Origin of the sequence: Marinoscillum sp., assembly GCF_965229915.1 — a bacterium.
In the GTDB taxonomy this organism is placed as follows: Bacteria; Bacteroidota; Bacteroidia; order Cytophagales; family Cyclobacteriaceae; genus Marinoscillum.
Map to the genome: position 1 here is coordinate 350,553 of NZ_CBDDJZ010000002.1, position 19,586 is coordinate 370,138.

The window sequence follows — 19,586 nt, forward strand, 5'->3', positions numbered from 1 at the left end:
CTATCTTTAAAAGGAATAAAAACGAACCTATGAAATACCTGTTGGCTATTGGCACATTGCTCACCCTTCTGTCCGCTTCGGCACAGAATCCCTACATTCCAAAAACGTTAGATATGCGTGAGCGTGCTGAGGTGATCGATAGATGGTTGGAAGAGCGCGTGGAGACCGTGCTACCAGACTTGATGAGGCGAACAGGCATAGACATGTGGATCATTATAGCTCGCGAGTACAATGAAGATCCAGTGATCAAAACCATGCTCCCAGCCACCTGGCAAAGCGCCCGAAGAACAACTATTCTGGTAATATACGATCCGGGAAACAATCAACCTCTGGAAACAATGGCCATGGCACGCTATGGAGTAGGCAAAACCTTCAAAAAAGTCTGGGATAAAGAAACACAACCTGATCAATGGAAAGCACTGGCGGAATTGATCCAGCAAAAGAACCCGAAGAAAATTGGCATCAACAAATCCACCACCTTTGCTCTTGCAGATGGTATTTCGGCTACCCACTATGACATGCTGGTGAATGCCTTGCCTACATCCTTTCAAAAACGAGTAACCAGCGCTGAGAACCTGGCCATTGGCTGGCTGGAAACCCGGACTCCAAGCGAAATGATGGTGTATCAAAACATTGTCCGGATGGCCCACCAAATCATTGCTGAGGGCTTTTCAGAAAAAGTAATCCAACCCGGAATCACCACCACTGATGATGTAGTCTGGTGGTTTCGGGATCGCATCAGAGAGCTTGGGTTTACAGCATGGTTCCACCCCAGCGTGTCCATCCAACGCAAAGACCCCGAATCTTTTGAACATCTGAGAGCCTTCTCCGATCGACCGGAAGATCAGGTCATTATTCCTGGGGATTTACTCCATGTAGACTTTGGGATCACTTACTTACGACTAAATACCGACACACAACAACATGCCTATGTGCTTAAACCTGGCGAGAAAGAAGCCCCTTCTTATCTCAATGAAGCATTTGCTAAGGGTAATGAACTTCAGGACGTTTTTACCAATAACTTCCAAACTGGATTGTCTGGTAATGACATATTACTCAAGTCTCTGAAAGAAGCCAAAGCGCAGGGTCTAAAACCAACCATTTATACCCATCCGATAGGCTATCATGGACATGCCGCCGGACCAACCATCGGACTATGGGATCAGCAAGGTGGTGTACCAGGAGCTGGTGATTATCCGCTTTATCCCAATACGGCCTATTCCATCGAACTAAACAATGCAGTGTACATTGACGAATGGGACAAAGAGATACGGATCATGCTAGAGGAAGATGCGTTCTTTGATGGAGAATCGGTCAGCTACATTGATGGCCGACAAACGAAATTGATGCTGATTCCCAGGCCGCTTAACCCCAACGAATAATCAGCTAAGGGCACCTTGAAATCGATACTAGTAGTAGGAATAGCACAGGCCACATTTATGGCTGCATTACTTGTTGGTAAGAAAGGACGCTCAATAGCCGTCATCTTGCTCTTCTTTTGGCTACTAGTCATGGCGGCTATCCAATTCTACTACCTGTGTATCTTTTATTCGCTCATACCAATTCCAGAAACAGTGTTCGTGTACTGGTCCGTATTGCCATTGCTAGCATCCCCTTTGTACTTTCTTTATGTAAAATCCATAACTGGATATGGCATCAATTGGAAAAAAGCTGGCTTACACCTACTACCTGTTGGTGTTTTGATCGCTGCATTAGTGTGGTTAGAATTAGCCCAACATGAAATCCATTTAGAGAGTGGATTTGTGATGTCCCACACAGCACCATGGTTTGGCTATTATTATGGTTATCTCTATGCGATTGTACCTATAGTGTATATAACCTGGTCGCTGATATTAGTTCATCGATTCAAAAAACACCTCCTACATAACCAATCAACCATCTCTCCCTTTGAAATGAAGTGGTTGGAGATTTGGGTGGCTGCTGCGCTGGTTTCATTTCTTCTCTCCTTTCCTGCGGTTTATTTAGCAGCCCATTACCAACTCTTTGAGCTCAGTCTTTCCTATAAACTAGTTGGTCTGCTGAATACCATTTACATTTTTGCCCTCAGCTATTTCGGTTTCAGGAAAACTTCTTTGTTCACTGATTTGGCCATCAGAGACACGGAAACTACAAATACAAAAACCTATGAAAAGTCGGGACTCGCAACCTATGAAATGGCAAGAATCGCGAATAAAATGACTGATCATCTAAAGCAACAAAAGCCCTATCTAAATCCCCACTTGACGCTGAGAGACCTGTCCGAAGCATTAGATTTGAGCACCCATCATTTGTCCCAAATGCTCAACCAGCATCTCCATATTTCATTTTACAAGTTAATCAACCAACATAGAGTGAATGAAGCAAAGGAACGGATCAAATCTGGTAATTACGCACACCAAACACTACTGTCTATTGGGTTAGATGCTGGTTTTAATTCCAAGGCTACATTTAACAAAGCATTCAAAGAGATCACCGGTCACACGCCGGTAGCGTTTCAAAAGAAAAACGAACGCAAATAGGTACGAGCCGATCGGGAAAGTCGATTTAACAGATGCAAAGTTTCATTTTAGCTTAAAAAAAGCATGGAAACAATACATCAGTGGAACATCCTTATTCACATCACTCTAGGCACCATCGCACTGGGATTAGGTTTGTATATCCTTGTTCGAACCAAAGGTACTGGGCATCACAAACGTCTGGGAAAGCTCTTTTTGATACTTATGAGTGGAATCGTATTCACAGCCCTGATAGGATCAGTTCTCTTCAATTTTCGGCCTTTTCTGTTCATCTTGACCCTTACGGCTTTTTACACTTCTTACATGGGCATGCGAGTACTTCACCTACATGGAAAAAGGCCGCTTGCATGGGATGTAAGCATCATGGGCGTTACGCTTGCACTACTACTCATTTATCCATTTTTTGAGCCATACGAACAGGTTGATTCCAAAAATACTCCAGTATTGATAGCAACTGTTACCAACCTTGTATTGAATATTCTATTTGATTTGGGTAAGCTTGTTTATCCACTGCAATGGTTGAAACGCACAGTTATACAGGATCACATTGTGCGCATGATCTCTTCCTTCTCCGCTCTGCTATCGGCATTTTCAGCCAACGTGCTTCCTAAGTACTTGATGCCTTACAGTCAGCTCATCCCATCAGCTCTCTGTATTCTACTCATGATCTATTTCATTCAATCAAGGCAAAGGAAAAGTCGAAAATCTTTGATTTTCAGTCAGTTGAAAAAACTTTCGTTTTTCAGGAATAGTTTAGACTAATCATATAAATGACCTACTTTTGCACCTCGAAACTCAAATAGGTCATGATAGCTACTCAAAACATCTCTCTTCAGTTCGGAAAACGGGTTCTCTTTGATGAAGTAAACGTCAAATTTACTGGTGGAAACTGCTACGGCATCATTGGTGCCAATGGAGCCGGTAAATCCACTTTTCTGAAAATTTTATCTGGTGAAATCTCCCCTAACTCAGGGTCGGTTAACATTGAGCCAGGTAAGCGAATGGCAGTGCTCAAACAGAACCACTTCGAGTACGACAATGAAGTGGTGATGGATGCCGTGCTCATGGGCCATCAGGAACTCTGGAAAATCATGAAAGAGAAAGATGCCATCTATGCAAAACCGGACTTCTCTGAAGCAGATGGTGTAAAAGCCTCCGAGCTGGAAGCCAAGTTTGCCGAAATGGACGGCTGGAATGCTGAGTCAGACGCTGCAGCCCTGTTGAGTGGATTGGGTATCAAAGAAGCAGATCACTACAAAGTGATGAAAGACCTGACCAACCAGCAAAAAGTGAGAATTTTGCTGGCACAGGCGCTTTTCGGCAATCCTGATATCTTGATTCTCGATGAGCCTACCAACGACCTGGACCTGCAAACTATTGACTGGTTGGAGAACTACTTGTTGGATTTTAAAAATACGGTGATCGTTGTTTCTCACGATAGACACTTTTTAGATACAGTTTGTACACACATCGCTGATATCGACTTTGGGCAAATTAAGCTCTTTACTGGTAACTACTCCTTCTGGTATGAATCCAGTCAGCTAGCGCTATCACAAAGAAGCTCCGCGAATAAGAAGGCCGAAGAAAAGAAAAAAGAACTTCAGGAATTCATCCAGCGATTCAGTGCCAACGCTTCCAAATCCAAACAAGCCACTTCTAGAAGAAAGCTCCTGGACAAGATCAATGTGGAAGAAATTCAGCCTTCCAACCGAAAATATCCAGCGATCATCTTTACTCAAAACCGGGAAGCTGGTGATCAAATATTAGAGATCAAAGGACTGTCTAAGTCCATTGATGATCAGCCACTATTCCAGAATTTGGATCTCTTTGTGAACAAAGGAGATAAAATCGCTTTAGTAGGTGAAAACAGCTTGGCCATTTCTACTTTGATCAAAATTCTAGCTGGTGAAATGAAACCAGATGCTGGCACATTTAAGTATGGTCAGACGATCACCTCAGCCTATCTACCCAATGAAAATGCGGAGTACTTTGATACCGATGAGAACCTGATCGATTGGTTAAGAGAGTTCTCACCGGGAGAAAAAGATGAAGTATACATCCGAGGATTCCTGGGTAAGATGTTATTCTCTGGACAAGAGACACTCAAAAAGGCGAATGTTCTTTCTGGAGGTGAAAAGGTGCGATGCATGCTCAGTAGAATGATGCTTCAGGAAGCTAACTTCATGCTATTGGATGACCCAACCAACCACTTGGATCTGGAGTCCATACAAGCACTTAACAATGCGCTGAAAGACTACAAGGGTTCGTTGATATTCACATCTCATGACCACACCTTCACGCAAACCATTGCCAATAGAATAATTGAGATCACTCCAAACAAAATCACGGATAAGCTCGGAACTTATGACGAGTTTGTAGAAGCCAAAAAAGCCGTAAAAGCCTAGGAAAAACAGGTTTTGATAGACATTAGGAAGGGTTGATTCTTTGGGGAAAGTGTGCTCCATGTAAATTCAGATACTTGTTCGTACTGAAAAACAATCATTTGATCGATAAATTAAAGTCTAATTCCATAGCTTTTCTTTACTTAATGATATGATTGATTAACACCTCAAGCCCCATCAACCCATGACAACTGTACCCAAAACCTCGAGGATACTCCTCTTTGGAATCTGTAGTCTAATAGCTCAGGTTTCATCAGCACAAGATGTGAAGTTTGATCGTTTAGGAACAGCTGAAGGATTATCCCAGGCCAATGTGACCGCCATCACTCAAGACGATCTGGGATATGTTTGGCTTGGCTCTGAAGATGGCTTAAACCGGTTTAATGGCTATGAAATTGAGGTCTTTCTCAAGGATCCTGCAGATTCAACTACCCTACCCAATAACCGAGTTAGTGACCTGGCCAGTGGACAAAACGGGGATTTATGGATCGGTACAGATGCAGGACTGATTCAGTACGATTACACTACCAACACATTCGCCTTTGTCAATCAGCCAGATACCTCCGACACTAATGTCCGTGTACTTGAAGGAGGCGTAACTAACCTATATACTGATGCAAAAAAGAATATATGGGTAGCCACTTACGCTGGACTGTCAAAAATTGAAAATGGCACTGGGTTGGTCACTAACTACTTACCTGATTGGGAAAACCAAGACTCTGGGTTACCTCTTGGTGTGGTCTCCATGACCGAGGATAAAAGAGGTAACATCTGGCTGATAAACGCTAGTCAAATGGCGTACCTCAACCCTACTACTGGAGCAGTAGTGCCATTTCAAGGTTCTGATTTATTATTTCGAGACATCAAATCACTAGGTGAGCTCAGCAGTATCCTCATAGACAACCAAAACAGACTTTGGATAGGTGGAAGAAATGGAATAGTCATGTACAACCTATCCGGTAGTTCACATGAAAAATTTGTATTTGATCAGAATGACTCGCGCAGTTTACCCAACAACCTGATAGCCGACATTGACATGAATAGTCAAGGGCAGGTTTGGGTTGCCACAGATGATGGTATAGCCAAATATTTGGGTAATGGGCGCTTTGAAACTCATCAACATAACCCAAATGTGAAATCCAGTATAGGTAGTAGCATTTCATTGACCTTATACTTTGATGATCAGGACCGTCTCTGGTTTGGGAGTAGAAATGGAGGCGCCTCGTATCATGATCCTGGAAAGTTCAGTTTTGACAAATATGAAGCTCAGGGCAATAACTCCAATGGCCTCAATAGTAATCAGGTAACGGGTTTTGACGAAGATGCTGAAGGCAATATCTATGTAGCCACAGATGGCGGTGGGTTGAATTACATGGACATGGATACCAGAAACTTCACCCATTTCATGTACAACCCAAACAACCGAAATTCAATCGGTGGAAACAAAGTCCTTACCGTCAAAGTGGATCAAAATGAACAAGTATGGACTGGCATGTGGAATGGTGGAGCGAGCCGGTACAACCCCAAAACTGGACGCTTCAAGCGGTACCGACATTCGGATAGTGATCCTAACAGCCTGGGGGGAGACAACATCTTCACGGTATATGAAGACAGAAGTGGAAGAATCATTTTGGGAGTTTGGCAATATGGCCTCAGTATTTACCAGCCCGCTACTGACAACTTTAGAAATATAGTGAACGACCCCAACAAGGAAATGTCTATCCCAGTAGGAACGATCGGTCTTTTTGCTGAAGATAATCAGAATCAGATTTGGGTGGCTTCAGATCAGGCAGGAATCGCAGTATTAAACCAGAGTCTGGAAGTGACCAAAAAATATGTTTTTGGGGATGGCTCAGGTCTAAGCTCCAGCGGAATCACCGCCCTGTTCATTGATAGCCAGAATCGAGTATGGGTTGGAACCAATGGATTTGGTCTCAACCTATTTGACAGAGAGTCAGAGACATTCCGAAATTTCACTACTCAGGATGGTCTGGTAAATAATTCGGTTTTAAATATAATCGAAGATAATGCTGGATACTTCTGGATTACAACCAATAGAGGCATGTCCCGATTTGATTTTGAAAAAGGGAGTTTCACCAATTTTTATAGGGAAGACGGTTTGCAGGATAACCAGTTCATGCCCAGGAGTAGCCTAAAAACCTCAAAAGGAAACCTACTTTTTGGAGGAGTTAGTGGCTTCAATATGTTTGACCCACAAAGCATGAAAACCAACACCGTGCCACCAAAGGTATACATAACGGATATGTCACTTTTCAATCAACCGGTAGTACCAGGTCCAAATTCCCCACTTGCACAAAGTATCACATTTACTGATGAACTGGTGCTCAATTATGATCAGAACGTATTCACCTTTGAATACATCGGAATAAGCTATTGACATTCCTCCAAAAACACCTATCGTTACATGTTGGAAGGTCTTCATGACGACTGGATAGCTAAAGGAACCGAACGAAAGGTTTCTTTTATGAATCTGGAGCCAGGTGATTACGTACTCAAAATCAATGCCGCTAACAATGACGGTGTATGGAGCGAAGAACCTGTAGAGATGAAAATCATCATTACACCTCCCTTCTGGGTTACCTGGTGGTTTAGAAGTCTTGTAGCGATTCTGTTCGCTGGTCTCGCGTTTCGATTGTATAAAAACAGATCTGACAAAATCAAAGAAAACAAGCGCAAGCTGGAACATCAGGTACGGCTGGCTACTGACGAGGTAAAGACAAGGAACGCAGAACTTCAACTGCAGAGTGGTAAACTCAAAGAGGCCATTGAAGAAACTAATTTTATCGTACAAGAAGCTGCGGATTCTGGAAATTTCAATGCCCGAATCCAAGTAGAAAATAAAGAAGGCGAATGGCGTGAGTTGGGGATCTCGGTCAATCGACTGTTTGAATCTGTCCTGAAGCCATTTCAGGAAATCAATGAAATAGTCAACCGCCTTTCTGTGGGTGATCTCACACGCACGTTTTCTACCGAAGCTAAAGGCGATGTAGAGCAAATGGCTAATAATTTGAACAGAGCCATTGCCAGCTTATCTGCCCTACTCACCGAGGTTACTGACCAGGTCTTACTCATACGTTCAGCATCTGAAGAAATGCTGCATACGAGTGAGGAAATGAATGTCAGTACCAGCGAGATAGCTTCAGCCATATCAGAAATGAACAGAGGTGCGCAAGATCAGCTGGCTAAGGTAGATAATGCCTCCGCACTGATAGAAGCAGTCATGCAGTTTTCCTCCAAAATGAAAGAACAGGCAGAATCCATTCATGAAGCAGCAAAGTCTGGGGTCAATGAAAGTGAAGCTGGACAAAACGCCATTGGTCAATTGGACCTCTCGATGCAAGAGATCCTGAACTACTCCAATGAGACCACCCAGTCTATTGAAATGCTCACCAAAAGCTCCAAAGACATTTCTTCTGTACTCAATATCATTAAGGAGATAGCCGCCCAAACCAACCTGTTGGCTTTGAATGCAGCAATAGAAGCCGCACAGGCCGGTGAAGCTGGAAGGGGTTTTTCTGTGGTTGCTGAGGAGATACGCAAGCTAGCCGAAGATTCTAAAAAGTCGGTAGGTCGAATTGAAGAGCTAATTGGAAATGTACAGAAAGAAACCACCTCCACAGCCAATCTGGTGGTATCCATGGGTACACGGATCAAAGAAGGAGAAGAAGCAACCAAATCTTCGTTATCTGCATTTCAATCCATCTCTGGCAAGTATCATAAAACACTCAGCCAATCGGATGACATCCTGAAAGCTACTAATCAGCAAACCGCTGACATTGGCAATATTGTAGATCTGATGGCAAGCATAGTAGTGATTGCAGAAGAAACGGCTGCAGGTACTGAACAAGTAGCCAGTTCGTCAACTGAACTGGCCGCTGGTATGGAAAACTATATTCAGAAAAACAGGGAGGTCACAGAGATCACCAATCATCTTACTGAAAAAGTCAGTCAGTTTAAACTAAAAAAACAGGAAGCAAATAAGTACAATTAAAGCTATCCAATCATCCTGCAGTAAGACCAAAAAAGGCCACCGGAATCGATTGATTCCGGTGGCCTTTTAGATGTATATCGAGTTACTTCGGATTAGTTACCCTTCATCTCCGCAGCTAATAGTTCATCCACTTTGGAGCGAACTTCCTGATCCTGGTTGTACGCCATGGAGAACTGCTGGAAGGTTTGCAAAGACATGCCACTTTCACTGATCGTCTGCTGAATGTCTTGTCTCATTTCCTGCTGTACTTCCATCACCTGCTGACCCACCTGATTGAATGTGGCTATTTCATCTGCTCCATTTGCCACGTCCTTTAGAGTGCCTGACTGCTGAGCCTGAGCTAGTTGCTGAAATCGCTGAGCTTCCATCCCACCATCGGAAATTAGCTGCATCATGTCTTTCTGTGCAGACTGCTGTAGAGGAATGATTTCTATATTAATATCGACGAATTGATCATATTGCTTATCACTAAACTCCATATTTTGTGCGGTTTGCTGACCAAAAGAAGCATTACCGATAAGACAAAACGCTAAGAATAAAGTTGCTACAGAAGTAGTCTTCGAATAATTCATAATTACAGTTTTTCTATTCTAACAGGCAAACTCTTTGCCCTGTCGACCAGAACAGGTCAGTAGCCTTATTGTTTGAATTAATTTGGATTCATCCCAATTGGCCTGGGATGCAGCTTATAGCGCAAAAAAAAAGCCAGCTTAGAGCCGGCTTCCTATTATCTGCGTGTTCCTCCGCGTTTCATCTCGTCAATGGTGTTGACTGCCGTCTGGAGCTCCCGCTTGAGCTTCACTTGAACCTCCCGGCTTTTATCTCGGTGTTCATCATATTCTTTGCGCAACTGCTCCAGGTCTTTTTTGAAACGTGAAGTGAGTCCATTGCTACGGATATACATGAAATAGATCATCACTGTCAATACAGCCAGTAAAATGATAATCGCCCAAACCATCAGGTGATAGACGGTCTTGTCAAATGGAATTCCCAAAAACGCAATTTCTTCATTAGTAGCTTCACTGTATTCCAGCTCATTTTTCACAGAATTGAGATCACTCTTCAGCGAATCAATCATTGAATTCAAAGCGATGATCTCTCCCTTCAATTGGCTGATGGAACGATCTTTCGTCTTGAGCGAATCATCTATTTCACCCCAAAACTCGTTGAGTCTTACGATTGGTACTACCTTATACTGCTCGTAAGTTGAGTATTTTTCCATCATGAAATCAAACGATTCCTGAAGGTTAGCTGGTGGCTGTGGTTCTTCCTGCGCATTGACGACTAATGAACAAAGGATGGCAAAAGTTAAGGCAATGATTTTTGAACTTGTAGCTTCTCTTTTCATGCTTAAGTGACTGATAAAAAACTGGTTGTTGATTAATAATAGGTTACCTCACAATCAGGAAAATTGGACTTAAACTCATCCATGGTCCTGCTTCTAATCCGAGTATTGTAACACACCAGGGTGTTCAGCTTGCGAATATCGTAAAGCCTGTCCATTCGCCAAACTCTCGTATTACTAATATCGAGGTAATTTAAGCTATATAGTTCTTCTACACCCTTCATGTTCTTAATATTCGTCCCGGAGCAATTCAGATGGGTCAAGCTACGAATCTCCCTGAGGGGTTTGAGATCATCCACTGCCGTATTGCTTATATCCAGCTTTTTAAGGTAGTAATGACTTTCAATAGACTCCAAATCCATAAGTGGTCCGTTCTTGCACGTAATCTCCTCCAGATGCTCATGAGTAGCCAGATCCAGCAGACTCGTGATTCTTGTCTTGTCAAAAGAGACTCGTTTCAGATTGATAAACCGGTCCAGTGGACGCAGCGAAGCTATTGAGCTATTCTCCACTATCACTTCTTCCTGTTCAATGAGGCGATGTAAGTGATAAGAGTCTACACTCTCCAAATCAAAAACACCTTGCCATTCGGAGGGCAGCTGCCCCCACCATTCTTGTAGTTCAGAAGGCTGGTAGATGATGACTGTTTTCGGGCTGATCTGCAACAAATCCTTAATCGCAGGCTCAGCCACAGCTGTAGCTTCCACATCCAGCAACTCCAATTTGTTGAGCGACTCCAGGGCCTTAATATCCTTAATGATGCTTTCGGTGAGAATGAGAAATTTGAGGTTCTTATTGTTTTCCAAACCCCTGGCATTCTCAGTGGGAAGTTTTTCAGCCTTGAGAAACTCCAGACTCTCCATACCTTCCGTAAAGTCAAACGAAGTAATGAGGTTGCGACTAATATCCAGATACTTGAGTTTGGTAAAACGTACCAAGGGTGCTCCATCTGTTAAGCGTTTTCGGCTCAAGTCCAGTGTATCTTTATTGATGAGTTGGATAATGTCTTCCTTCCCCGGTCTTGAAGGTACGTATGGAGCAAAAGCGGCTTTCCAGTCGCCTGTAAGACCATTCCACCAATCCATAATCCTTTCAGAATTAGTGATCACTACTACCCCACGATTGGAAGACATAAAATCAGAAGCTGCACGCTCATTGATGCCAGTATAGTCTGCATATACTTTCTTGAGTTTCTTCAAACCTTGCAAAGGAAGAAGGCTATTCACTCGCGTTTGATTCAAATGGATTTCTTCAAGACTTTCTAATCCTCCTGCACCGCTTAGGTCCGCCAAATAAGTCTCGGATACATTGAGATATCGAAGCTTGCTCAAGGATTGTATTGGTTGTAACCGCGTGATTCCGGTACGAGACAGATCCAAACTCAATAGTCCTTTGTTATTGGCCAACTGGCTGGTATTGGAAAAAGCCGTATTGGATAGATCCACCTCTCTCAGAGAGCTGATCCCCTCCAAAGCATCAAATACAATCACATTGGTACCACTGAGATTCAATACTCCTAATTGGCGATCTGAAAGTGCTTCTATGGATGTAATGTTCGTCCTACTCAGATTCAATGATTTTAACTGATCAAAGTAGGCAATCACCGAGATGTCATTCACTGCGCTATTGGATGCGTCAAGCTCTGACAGTCTAGGTGAATACCTCAAAGGTTTTAGATCACTGACCTTTGTATTGGACAGGTTAAGGTATCTCAATCGATTGAGTGCTGAAAGAGGCCGAACAGACTGGATGAATTGATTATCAGAGAGATTTAAACTGTCAATATCCGCAATCTCAAGCAGTGCCTGATCACTGATGCTATCGAACGGAACATAACTTCTAAAAATCCTGGTCCATTCAAACGAGAGCGTTTCCCACCAGTTCCTGAGTTCCTTTTCACGGCTAATCTTGGTAGAATAAACACTCACGATCTTCAAGTCATTGCTTTCTGGATCGAGATTGACTTCCAGATATCTTTTACCTGAATTCTGATAAGGTTCACCTTCCAGAGTTGTTGCCTTGATGGAGCATTGAAACGAAACGAGGTAATATGGTTTGCCGTTATCGCGCTCATCTCTGGTCACTTCGATCTCCTCAAACTCAAACTGTATGTTTTTGAAGAAAAAATCGACATCTCTGAGATATGCTCTAATATCTTTATTGGTAATCGCATTTCGGTTGGGCAGTAGATCGTCTTCTATCTGCACTTGTCCATTCAAGAAAGCTTTGGTGAAACTCTCGGTAATGATCACCTCCTTGTCACGGGTAGACGTCCGGGTACCGCCCACCGTATTGAGCATGTATTTATAGAAATTCACCAGGCTCAGCACCTCATCTTCATACGGATCCTTGGCATCCGGTTCCTGTGCGAATGATATGGTGACAAAAAGTATAGAAAGGATAAAGGAGAACCAGTATTTAGTTCTTGTCATAGATGTAGTCTTTCATCATTTTTTTCTGATCGCCTTCAAGGCGAACCAAATTAGAAATTAACCAACCAGTGTTATATCCGGGACGATTAAAGTTTGACAGTTCAAAATACCACCCGTCAATGGAGAAAAAGTGGAATTTCACATTTTTTACAGTTTTGAACTTGAGGTTGCCACCTTTGAGTTCATAAAGAAACAGCGTCAGGTAATCCGGTTGATATGATCTCGGCGTGAATTGCTCGGGATACTTCTCATTCTGTAATGCTTTTCGCAAAGTCATGAAGGCCAGTTCGTGACTCATTGGGTGCATAAATCGCTTACTCTCTGAGGTGTCTTTTTTAAACTGTCTTTTGAAAGGATCGAAAGCCACATCATCAATCACCCACTCATAGCCTTGCCCCTGCTGCTGGAGCCTCATGTATAGCAGCGCAGACGTTTCTTTTCCCTTATAGGAGAAAACAGCAGCTACTTCGGCAAACATCTCTTGATCATGCAAGTCTAGAAACTCCGGGTTTTTTCGATCGGTCACTTCTTTCATGAAGTCCCTGGCCAACGACTCATTGACGTATCCGGATTCTCGATCAAACAAATTGGGTAAGTATTTGCGTCGCAAACCGTCATCTCGATATTTCTTATCGTCTGGATAATAGCGATCACCCTGTTCGTCTTCTTCTCCATTAAAACGACGAAAAAACTGATTGATCTGCTTGGTAGATGCATACAGTTTTTCTTCGGTGTCTTTCATATCATCGGTGAGGTCCTGCCCCACCGATAAATGAAAGGTTATCAACAAAAGAATTAAAGCCGTTAATCTCATGCAGAGGTTTCAGTTACCCGAACGTCGCCTAAAAGTACATCCCAAAACTCAATGGTTCTACCCGCAATCTGGGTTTCTTTTTTCTTGACGTAAATGGTAATGTCCTTTTTGGTGGTATCCTTATAACTCAGTCCATCTTCGGATGTACCCTCGAAACGTTGATAAATAGTAATTACTCCCACGTAAGTGCCATCTGGCTGTTTTTCCAGATCGCTGATGTAGTGGATATCGTACCACTTGATGGTTACCTTATCATAATTAAGAGCCATCAACCGCTCAAAGTATTCCCTTACTTTGTAATAGGTGATCTCCTCTCTACTGAGCGACGACACACCCATCTCACTATCAGGTGCAAATAACTCCTCTGCACGGTCCATCACACGCTGTGCTTCTGAAAACTGCGTCTTTTTATCACCGATAATGCTGATGTATTTACTGAGGTCTTTTACTTTTTCTAATGCCAAGGAGTCAATAGCCTGCTTCCTTCTTGGGTCTACATCATCCTGCGCGTGGGCAGACCCGAAGGCTACCAGCGCTATTGCGATTATGAATAAATATTTATTGATTTTCATTGTGTCAGTTTTTTGAGTTTACTTCTTCAGAACCAATTCTTTGATCTTACCATAGTCATCGAGGACCATCTCTTCCACTACAGCTTTGTTGTTTTTCGTGTCTTTGAGATACTCCAGATACTTTTTAATGGTAGTAGGCTCGTCGTAATCTGGGTTGCCACTACCTCTGTAAATCACAATCAATACTGGTGCATCTGGATTTGAAAACATCGTCAAAGCTTCACTAATACTGCCATTGGCAGCTGAAGTGGTAGAAGCCTGTGAAATAGCTGCAAAATAGTTCTCCAACTTCTCAGAAGTGGAAGGTTCCTTTACGGCTACTCTCTCTGGCTCATCTGTGGTCTCTTCTTCATCATCAAACTCGTCTTCCATCTGCTGACTCACTTCCTGTGGATCAGAAATGTCAGACATTTTTTTCTTGTTTTTACATGAAGAGAAACCTACGATCAAAGCGAGAAGTAGTACACCATTGATCGTGGAAAAATTGAGTGTATTTCGTTTCATTCTTTTCTGTTTTTTGTCACGCTAATAAACGTGAAAATTAAGTTTTTGATATAGTCATTCTCTGGATGTGCAAATAGCAAGCCAAACTCTAATTCAACAAAAATTATTGACCCTACAAATATGTGCAAAGTCAAAATGAGAATTGGTGATTCATAATGAGAATCCTAACCCAGGATCCATGCAAATTCAAAAGCTCCGAGGTGTTCTCCCAAAGCGTGCTCACTAATTAAGTCGTATTTTCCTGCAAAAGGATGCGCAACCTGATGTTGCGTGAAGTTGAAGAGACAGGTGATCGATTTCTCCGCGTTCTGATGTTCTCGGACAAGACAGAACATCGAACTTCCCAGGTCCACTACCTCAAAATCACCGAAAGGATCAAAAGCAGGTTGCTGTGACCGAATAGCAATCATGTTTTTTAGTTGATTGAGAATGAAATGACGATCTGAAGATGAATCATTAAGCTCGACTTCCAATTGATTCAAATCGAGTTTTTCTCTGTTAATTGTTCTAAATCGCCCGGTCTCCTTTACTCCTTCTGTATAGTTTTCAGAACCAACCAAAGAATGAAAGTAAAACGCTGGAAGCCCCGGCATACTAAGCATGAGTGCCTGGCTTAAAAGGAAGCGCTTCATGGCCAAATCAGGATTGCCATCAGATCCTTTGAGTAGGCTTCTGTAATTACAGTTGAGTTCGTAAGGAGACTCGCTCCCATCAGAGTTAGCTTTATACGAGATAAACCCTTCATTAGCTTCGACTGAGTCTGTCAGCACAGAGATTTCTTCAGCGGATAGAATTCCCTGCACAGGTCGCAACCCAACGCCATCATGACTGGCCGTGAAGTTGAAGAAACACACTTCTTTGGATGGTAATTCCAGAGAATTCACCCATTGGCTGAACTTGGAGCTAGATTGGCTGAGCAAGCTAAAAGCCAACAATGGCGGTAGAGTAAAATTGTACACCATTTTGGCTTCATTGTGACCATTGCCAAAATAAGTGATATTCTCACTATGCGGTACGTTGGTCTCAGAGATCAATACCACTCCTTTTTGAACCTCCTCCAGGACCAGACGCATGGATTGAATCAACCAGTGTACCTCTGGTAAATGAATACAAGTGGTACCTGACTCTTTCCACATGAAGCCAATAGCATCCAGGCGAATCAGGTGGGCACCTTGACTCAAATAAAACAGTAACACATCCAATACTTGTAAAAAGAGCGCCGGTGTTTCATAGTTGAGGTCTACCTGATCCTTGCTGAAGGTGGACCAAAGGAAATGTGAAGTACCATCCAGGCCTCTATATTCATGAAATACTGGACTAGTTCTGGGTCTGGTGACTTGACTGAAGTCATCCTCAGGATTCACTTCTTTGAAAAACCCCTGATATTTGGGATCGTGATTTAAATATCCACCAAGCCACTGAGATTCCTGTGATATATGGTTGATGACCCCATCAAACATTAGCTGATACTCTCTGGCTAACTCTTGTACATCACTCCATGTGCCAAGGTCAGGATTGACCTGGTAGTAATCGATTACTGAGAACCCGTCATCTGAGCTGTATGGATAAAACGGAAGAATGTGAATTTTGCTGATGCTGTCAGAAAGCCATCGATCAGTAAAACGTTTCAATGTATTTAGTTTGGTTTGCCCTGGTATATGCACCTGATCCCCATAGCAAATCATCAACACATCGCTATGATCCAAAGTGATATCTACCAAAGGAACAATAGGTTGGTATTTGGCTATGAGCTGATCTATGCTGGATAGTATGGAATCCACTTCACCCTCTCCATAGACTTTTGTCAGCAGTTCTCTAAGGTTCGCCATGTGCTAGAGCAGATTAGGTATGGCCATTGAGATGGCAATGATTACTACGAAAAATCCAATTAAAATGAATGTATCTTTTGTCCACAGCTGAGCAACTTCCATTTCAATGTGCTGAACACTCTCCTTACCCTTAGGAACGATCATGCTCATGATATATGCCACGACGAGAGTCACAACTGCACCAGTCGCATTCCACCAAAACCAAAACAATCCATCACCTACTCCAAGCCACAAATAAACGTTACAAAGTACTCCGCTCAATAAGCCAATGTTCATTCCACGTGCATGTACTCTCTTGATTTTCACAGCAATAAGGAAGGTGGCGAGTATTGGCCCAAAAAAGACCGAACCCACCTTATTGATCGCCTCGATGACAGTCTCTGCGATATCTCCAGCAAAGAATGCCAATGCTATGCAGACCACACCCCAAAAAAGAGCTGTGAGCCGTGAATATTTTACATACTCCTGATGAGATACATTCCTTCCATGTGTCAAAAAGTCTTCTGTAGTCACTGCACTGAGAGAATTAACCGCAGAACTCAGCGAAGACATGGCTGCTGACAAGATGGCCACAATGAGAATGCCGATTATTCCATGTGGTAAATAGTCTCTGATGAAAATAGGGATCATCAGGTCTGGCTTCTCAATTGGGATCTTCGCTGCAAATTCAGGGGTATTCATAACCATCGTTCCCAAAACCAACCCCATGATGCAGTAACTCAACGTCACAGGAAAACGGAGGATTCCATTGAACAGAATGGTTTTTTTAACCGTCTGCAAACTATTGGCAGAAAGTAGCCGCTGTACCTGGCTCTGATCAGTACCGTAGTAAGAAGCGTATAGGAAAAAACCACCTATGATCATCGGCCAAAAGCCAAATCCATCGCTATTACCAATGCCAAGAGAACTGAAATCGACAGCCTGTAACCGATCACGATCCAGTAGGGCGGTGAAAGTCTCCCAGCCTCCCAGATAGGCCAGTCCATACCCGAAGCAAATAAGAATACCTACAAATAGAATAATCATCTGGATCATGTCGCCGTACACTACGGCTTTCATGCCTCCCTGATAGGAATAAACTACCGTAATCACGCCAATAAGCACCACTGTCTGCCAAAAGGGAATGTCCATCACACTGGTAAGTATGAGTGCCACCGCATAAATCATCACACTCGTAGCAAATGCCCGACTAATTTGGAACACCAGACTTAACAACAACCTGGTAGAACGATTGAAACGCTTTTCTAGAAACTCATAAATACTGACCACACCTGATTTGTACAAGGTGGGAATCAGGTAACTACCTAAAAAAATCATGGCAATTGGCACAGCAAATTCGTAGCTCAACCACTTCATCCCTCCACCTTCCCGCATTCCGACAAATGCTGGAGCTGATATAAAACTAATGGCTGACAGTTGAGTGGCCATTACCGACAGACTAAGGGGAAACCAACCAAAAGAACGGCCACCTAAGAAATAGTCTTTTTTGTTTTGCTGATTCTTAAAAAGATACCCTAATCCGAGGAAGGCGACAGAGTAAATAATGATAATAGCGTAATCCAGTAAGTTCATTTTTGGGAATTGGGTGATTTCCTAAGATACTACAAATCCTAAAAATTGATGACTTTAAACCGGTTTTCGGAAACAAAAAGGTGCTCAGTATCGAACAAATGCCACTTTTTTTTGTTTTATTTGTATAACTTCCTGAATCAATGTGGTTTAGGATACTAATCTTCTACTAATTCCATAAATACAAATCAAAACTATCTATGCTTCAACAGACAAGAAGTAAAATATCTTATGACGAGGTGTTGGCAAATGTGATTGATAAGGTTAAAAAACAAGGATATGACAATATCAGAGCAGATCTGAGCGACTATGAAGCCCCTCACCAATTAATTGGTAAGACAAACAATGTAAACTTCACACCTGACGTTACAGCAACTAAAAACGAAGGCAAAGCCTACTTTGAGATTTCCACAAAAATGGACGACCCGAACGATCTGGTTAATAAATGGAAACTTCTTGAGACGCTAGCCAACATGAAAAACGGTACGTTTCAGATATATGTTCCTCATGGTCACATGAAGTTTACACAAGAACTCATCAAAGATCATAACATCCATGCAGAGCTGCTCAAAATCTAATTACAGCTACGTCATTAAAAAGTAAAAGTCGGCCCTAAAGCCGACTTTTTTTATACGTTCATGCTGATTAAAATGAACGGAGGATTCAATATTTTATTTGGTCTTTTAGAGAAAAAACGAAAAACTTAACAACTGTAACTTCCCGAATAATTCGTTGACCAGATCAAAAGCATTTCGCTCGTTTTTCCTGATAAATTCTTCCTTACTCTCTGCTAAGGTCAACACCTCACAACCTTTGAAACTATCACTACTTGTAATCTGGTCTTTAATGGATGCTGCACCAGGAAAATTGGAATCGATTATAAATACCTTCGTATATCCACTTAGCATCTTACCTGCATATAGTCCATTACAGTTGATGTAGTCAAAGGTGCGATCGTCATCTTTCAGCCAGATCAATTCATTATTGAGTTCTGATCTCTTCAAAGCGTTCAGAACCCATTTCACATCTTCGGTATTTTTAGAAACGAGGACAATCTCGTAATTTTTGAAATGCTTGTTCATGGCCCTTTGTTGTTGGTTTTAAAGTCGATTACAACACAAAGGTAGAATGATGGGTAGCCCTATGTAAGAGGGGATCGCCTAGCATCGAAAATTACGTGTATCCCTTAGAGATTACTTATGACCTGCTGATCGCAATTGAGATTCGAAAGACTCCACCTCCTCGGTAACAGAAGCCAGACTAAAAAGAGTGCAGTGCATCAGTACATCCCGATCGTTGAGAAATCGGGTAATCAGAGATACACCTTCCAAATCATAATCAAGGATGATAGCCACTGTGTGGTTGGGTTCTTTAGAGAAGGCAAGTGGGTTATCGAAAAAACGTTCTACCTGCCTCAAATTGCGGAGCCAGTGGACACTCCTGCTTACTTCTCTACGCCTAATTACATGTAGCAATTTACGAGTCCGCAGATCATTGTTAGAAATGAAAATAATCGTAGAGTCTAAAAGTGGACTAATAGACATTAGCAAGTGGTAATTGGTTGATGATAGGTTCTTACTAAGTTAACACA

General features: G+C 42.4%; 17 protein-coding genes and 1 pseudogene. 8 read left to right on the top strand and 10 right to left on the bottom strand.

Features of this window, described 5'->3' with window-relative positions; genetic code table 11:
* Window positions 1–29: 29 nt before the first annotated feature.
* From ACO067_RS23620 to ACO067_RS23650, 7 genes and pseudogenes are all read left to right on the top strand, one after another.
* Window positions 30–1,382: a M24 family metallopeptidase gene (locus ACO067_RS23620; RefSeq protein ID WP_421879300.1), complete on the top strand. Its 1,353-nt coding sequence runs from the start codon at window positions 30–32 to the stop codon at window positions 1,380–1,382.
* A gap of 15 nt (window positions 1,383–1,397) precedes the next feature.
* On the top strand, window positions 1,398–2,519 hold the full coding sequence (locus tag ACO067_RS23625; protein ID WP_421879303.1) for a helix-turn-helix domain-containing protein: 1,122 nt from the start codon (window positions 1,398–1,400) through the stop codon (window positions 2,517–2,519).
* A gap of 63 nt (window positions 2,520–2,582) precedes the next feature.
* Complete coding sequence (locus ACO067_RS23630; RefSeq protein WP_421879306.1) at window positions 2,583–3,278, top strand: hypothetical protein; 696 nt, start codon at window positions 2,583–2,585, stop codon at window positions 3,276–3,278.
* 44 nt (window positions 3,279–3,322) lie between these two features.
* Entirely contained in the window at window positions 3,323–4,921 is a 1,599-nt protein-coding gene (locus ACO067_RS23635) for an ABC-F family ATP-binding cassette domain-containing protein (RefSeq protein ID WP_421879308.1), read from the top strand.
* Between the two features lie 181 nt (window positions 4,922–5,102).
* A complete protein-coding gene (locus ACO067_RS23640) occupies window positions 5,103–7,316 on the top strand; it encodes a ligand-binding sensor domain-containing protein (protein ID WP_421879311.1) in 2,214 nt (737 codons plus the stop codon).
* Window positions 7,317–7,331: 15 nt separating this feature from the next.
* Window positions 7,332–7,487: pseudogene (locus ACO067_RS23645) on the top strand (triple tyrosine motif-containing protein); the annotation flags it as partial.
* Entirely contained in the window at window positions 7,485–8,930 is a 1,446-nt protein-coding gene (locus ACO067_RS23650) for a methyl-accepting chemotaxis protein (RefSeq protein ID WP_421879955.1), read from the top strand. The pseudogene ACO067_RS23645 and the gene ACO067_RS23650, both read left to right, overlap by 3 nt.
* Window positions 8,931–9,022: 92 nt before the next feature.
* On the opposite strand, the gene ACO067_RS23655 is transcribed toward ACO067_RS23650, so the two are convergent.
* From ACO067_RS23655 to ACO067_RS23690, 8 genes are all read right to left on the bottom strand, one after another.
* Window positions 9,023–9,502 carry a DUF4168 domain-containing protein gene (locus ACO067_RS23655; protein WP_421879315.1) on the bottom strand — a complete coding sequence of 160 codons (480 nt, stop codon included), beginning with the start codon at window positions 9,500–9,502 and terminating at the stop codon, window positions 9,023–9,025.
* 155 nt (window positions 9,503–9,657) lie between these two features.
* Complete coding sequence (locus ACO067_RS23660) at window positions 9,658–10,278, bottom strand: hypothetical protein (protein WP_421879318.1); 621 nt, start codon at window positions 10,276–10,278, stop codon at window positions 9,658–9,660.
* A 32-nt stretch (window positions 10,279–10,310) separates the two neighbouring features.
* Window positions 10,311–12,707 (bottom strand): hypothetical protein, encoded by a 2,397-nt coding sequence (locus ACO067_RS23665; RefSeq protein WP_421879321.1) that lies wholly within the window; start codon window positions 12,705–12,707, stop codon window positions 10,311–10,313.
* Window positions 12,694–13,521, bottom strand: coding sequence for a hypothetical protein (locus tag ACO067_RS23670; RefSeq protein ID WP_421879324.1), 828 nt, complete (start codon window positions 13,519–13,521; stop codon window positions 12,694–12,696). The genes ACO067_RS23665 and ACO067_RS23670 overlap by 14 nt, the downstream gene beginning before the upstream one ends.
* Window positions 13,518–14,093: a hypothetical protein gene (locus tag ACO067_RS23675; RefSeq protein WP_421879327.1), complete on the bottom strand. Its 576-nt coding sequence runs from the start codon at window positions 14,091–14,093 to the stop codon at window positions 13,518–13,520. The genes ACO067_RS23670 and ACO067_RS23675 overlap by 4 nt, the downstream gene beginning before the upstream one ends.
* An 18-nt stretch (window positions 14,094–14,111) precedes the next feature.
* A complete protein-coding gene (locus ACO067_RS23680; RefSeq protein WP_421879330.1) occupies window positions 14,112–14,597 on the bottom strand; it encodes a nucleoid-structuring protein H-NS in 486 nt (161 codons plus the stop codon).
* Window positions 14,598–14,761: 164 nt separating this feature from the next.
* A complete protein-coding gene (locus ACO067_RS23685) occupies window positions 14,762–16,426 on the bottom strand; it encodes a sugar phosphorylase (RefSeq protein ID WP_421879333.1) in 1,665 nt (554 codons plus the stop codon).
* Window positions 16,427–16,429: 3 nt separating this feature from the next.
* Window positions 16,430–17,998 carry a sodium:solute symporter gene (locus ACO067_RS23690; protein WP_421879336.1) on the bottom strand — a complete coding sequence of 523 codons (1,569 nt, stop codon included), beginning with the start codon at window positions 17,996–17,998 and terminating at the stop codon, window positions 16,430–16,432.
* A 197-nt stretch (window positions 17,999–18,195) separates the two neighbouring features.
* On the opposite strand from ACO067_RS23690, the gene ACO067_RS23695 reads away from it, so the two are divergent.
* Window positions 18,196–18,573 (top strand): hypothetical protein, encoded by a 378-nt coding sequence (locus ACO067_RS23695; RefSeq protein WP_421879338.1) that lies wholly within the window; start codon window positions 18,196–18,198, stop codon window positions 18,571–18,573.
* A gap of 105 nt (window positions 18,574–18,678) precedes the next feature.
* On the opposite strand, the gene ACO067_RS23700 is transcribed toward ACO067_RS23695, so the two are convergent.
* A complete protein-coding gene (locus ACO067_RS23700; RefSeq protein ID WP_421879340.1) occupies window positions 18,679–19,077 on the bottom strand; it encodes a hypothetical protein in 399 nt (132 codons plus the stop codon).
* A gap of 111 nt (window positions 19,078–19,188) precedes the next feature.
* Window positions 19,189–19,539: a hypothetical protein gene (locus ACO067_RS23705; protein WP_421879342.1), complete on the bottom strand. Its 351-nt coding sequence runs from the start codon at window positions 19,537–19,539 to the stop codon at window positions 19,189–19,191.
* Window positions 19,540–19,586: the final 47 nt, after the last annotated feature.

What these genes read in the sequence shown, in the direction of transcription:
- ACO067_RS23630 (WP_421879306.1), top strand. Translation starts at nt 2,583, where the DNA reads ATGGAAACAATACATCAGTGGAACATCCTTATTCACATCACTCTAGGC.
- ACO067_RS23695 (WP_421879338.1), top strand. Translation starts at nt 18,196, where the DNA reads ATGCTTCAACAGACAAGAAGTAAAATATCTTATGACGAGGTGTTGGCA.
- ACO067_RS23690 (WP_421879336.1), bottom strand. Translation starts at nt 17,998, where the DNA reads ATGAACTTACTGGATTACGCTATTATCATTATTTACTCTGTCGCCTTC.
- ACO067_RS23680 (WP_421879330.1), bottom strand. Translation starts at nt 14,597, where the DNA reads ATGAAACGAAATACACTCAATTTTTCCACGATCAATGGTGTACTACTT.
- ACO067_RS23675 (WP_421879327.1), bottom strand. Translation starts at nt 14,093, where the DNA reads ATGAAAATCAATAAATATTTATTCATAATCGCAATAGCGCTGGTAGCC.
- ACO067_RS23665 (WP_421879321.1), bottom strand. Translation starts at nt 12,707, where the DNA reads ATGACAAGAACTAAATACTGGTTCTCCTTTATCCTTTCTATACTTTTT.
- ACO067_RS23635 (WP_421879308.1), top strand. Translation starts at nt 3,323, where the DNA reads ATGATAGCTACTCAAAACATCTCTCTTCAGTTCGGAAAACGGGTTCTC.
- ACO067_RS23670 (WP_421879324.1), bottom strand. Translation starts at nt 13,521, where the DNA reads ATGAGATTAACGGCTTTAATTCTTTTGTTGATAACCTTTCATTTATCG.
- ACO067_RS23685 (WP_421879333.1), bottom strand. Translation starts at nt 16,426, where the DNA reads ATGGCGAACCTTAGAGAACTGCTGACAAAAGTCTATGGAGAGGGTGAA.
- ACO067_RS23640 (WP_421879311.1), top strand. Translation starts at nt 5,103, where the DNA reads ATGACAACTGTACCCAAAACCTCGAGGATACTCCTCTTTGGAATCTGT.
- ACO067_RS23700 (WP_421879340.1), bottom strand. Translation starts at nt 19,077, where the DNA reads ATGAACAAGCATTTCAAAAATTACGAGATTGTCCTCGTTTCTAAAAAT.
- ACO067_RS23650 (WP_421879955.1), top strand. Translation starts at nt 7,485, where the DNA reads ATGAAAATCATCATTACACCTCCCTTCTGGGTTACCTGGTGGTTTAGA.
- ACO067_RS23620 (WP_421879300.1), top strand. Translation starts at nt 30, where the DNA reads ATGAAATACCTGTTGGCTATTGGCACATTGCTCACCCTTCTGTCCGCT.
- ACO067_RS23705 (WP_421879342.1), bottom strand. Translation starts at nt 19,539, where the DNA reads ATGTCTATTAGTCCACTTTTAGACTCTACGATTATTTTCATTTCTAAC.
- ACO067_RS23655 (WP_421879315.1), bottom strand. Translation starts at nt 9,502, where the DNA reads ATGAATTATTCGAAGACTACTTCTGTAGCAACTTTATTCTTAGCGTTT.
- ACO067_RS23660 (WP_421879318.1), bottom strand. Translation starts at nt 10,278, where the DNA reads ATGAAAAGAGAAGCTACAAGTTCAAAAATCATTGCCTTAACTTTTGCC.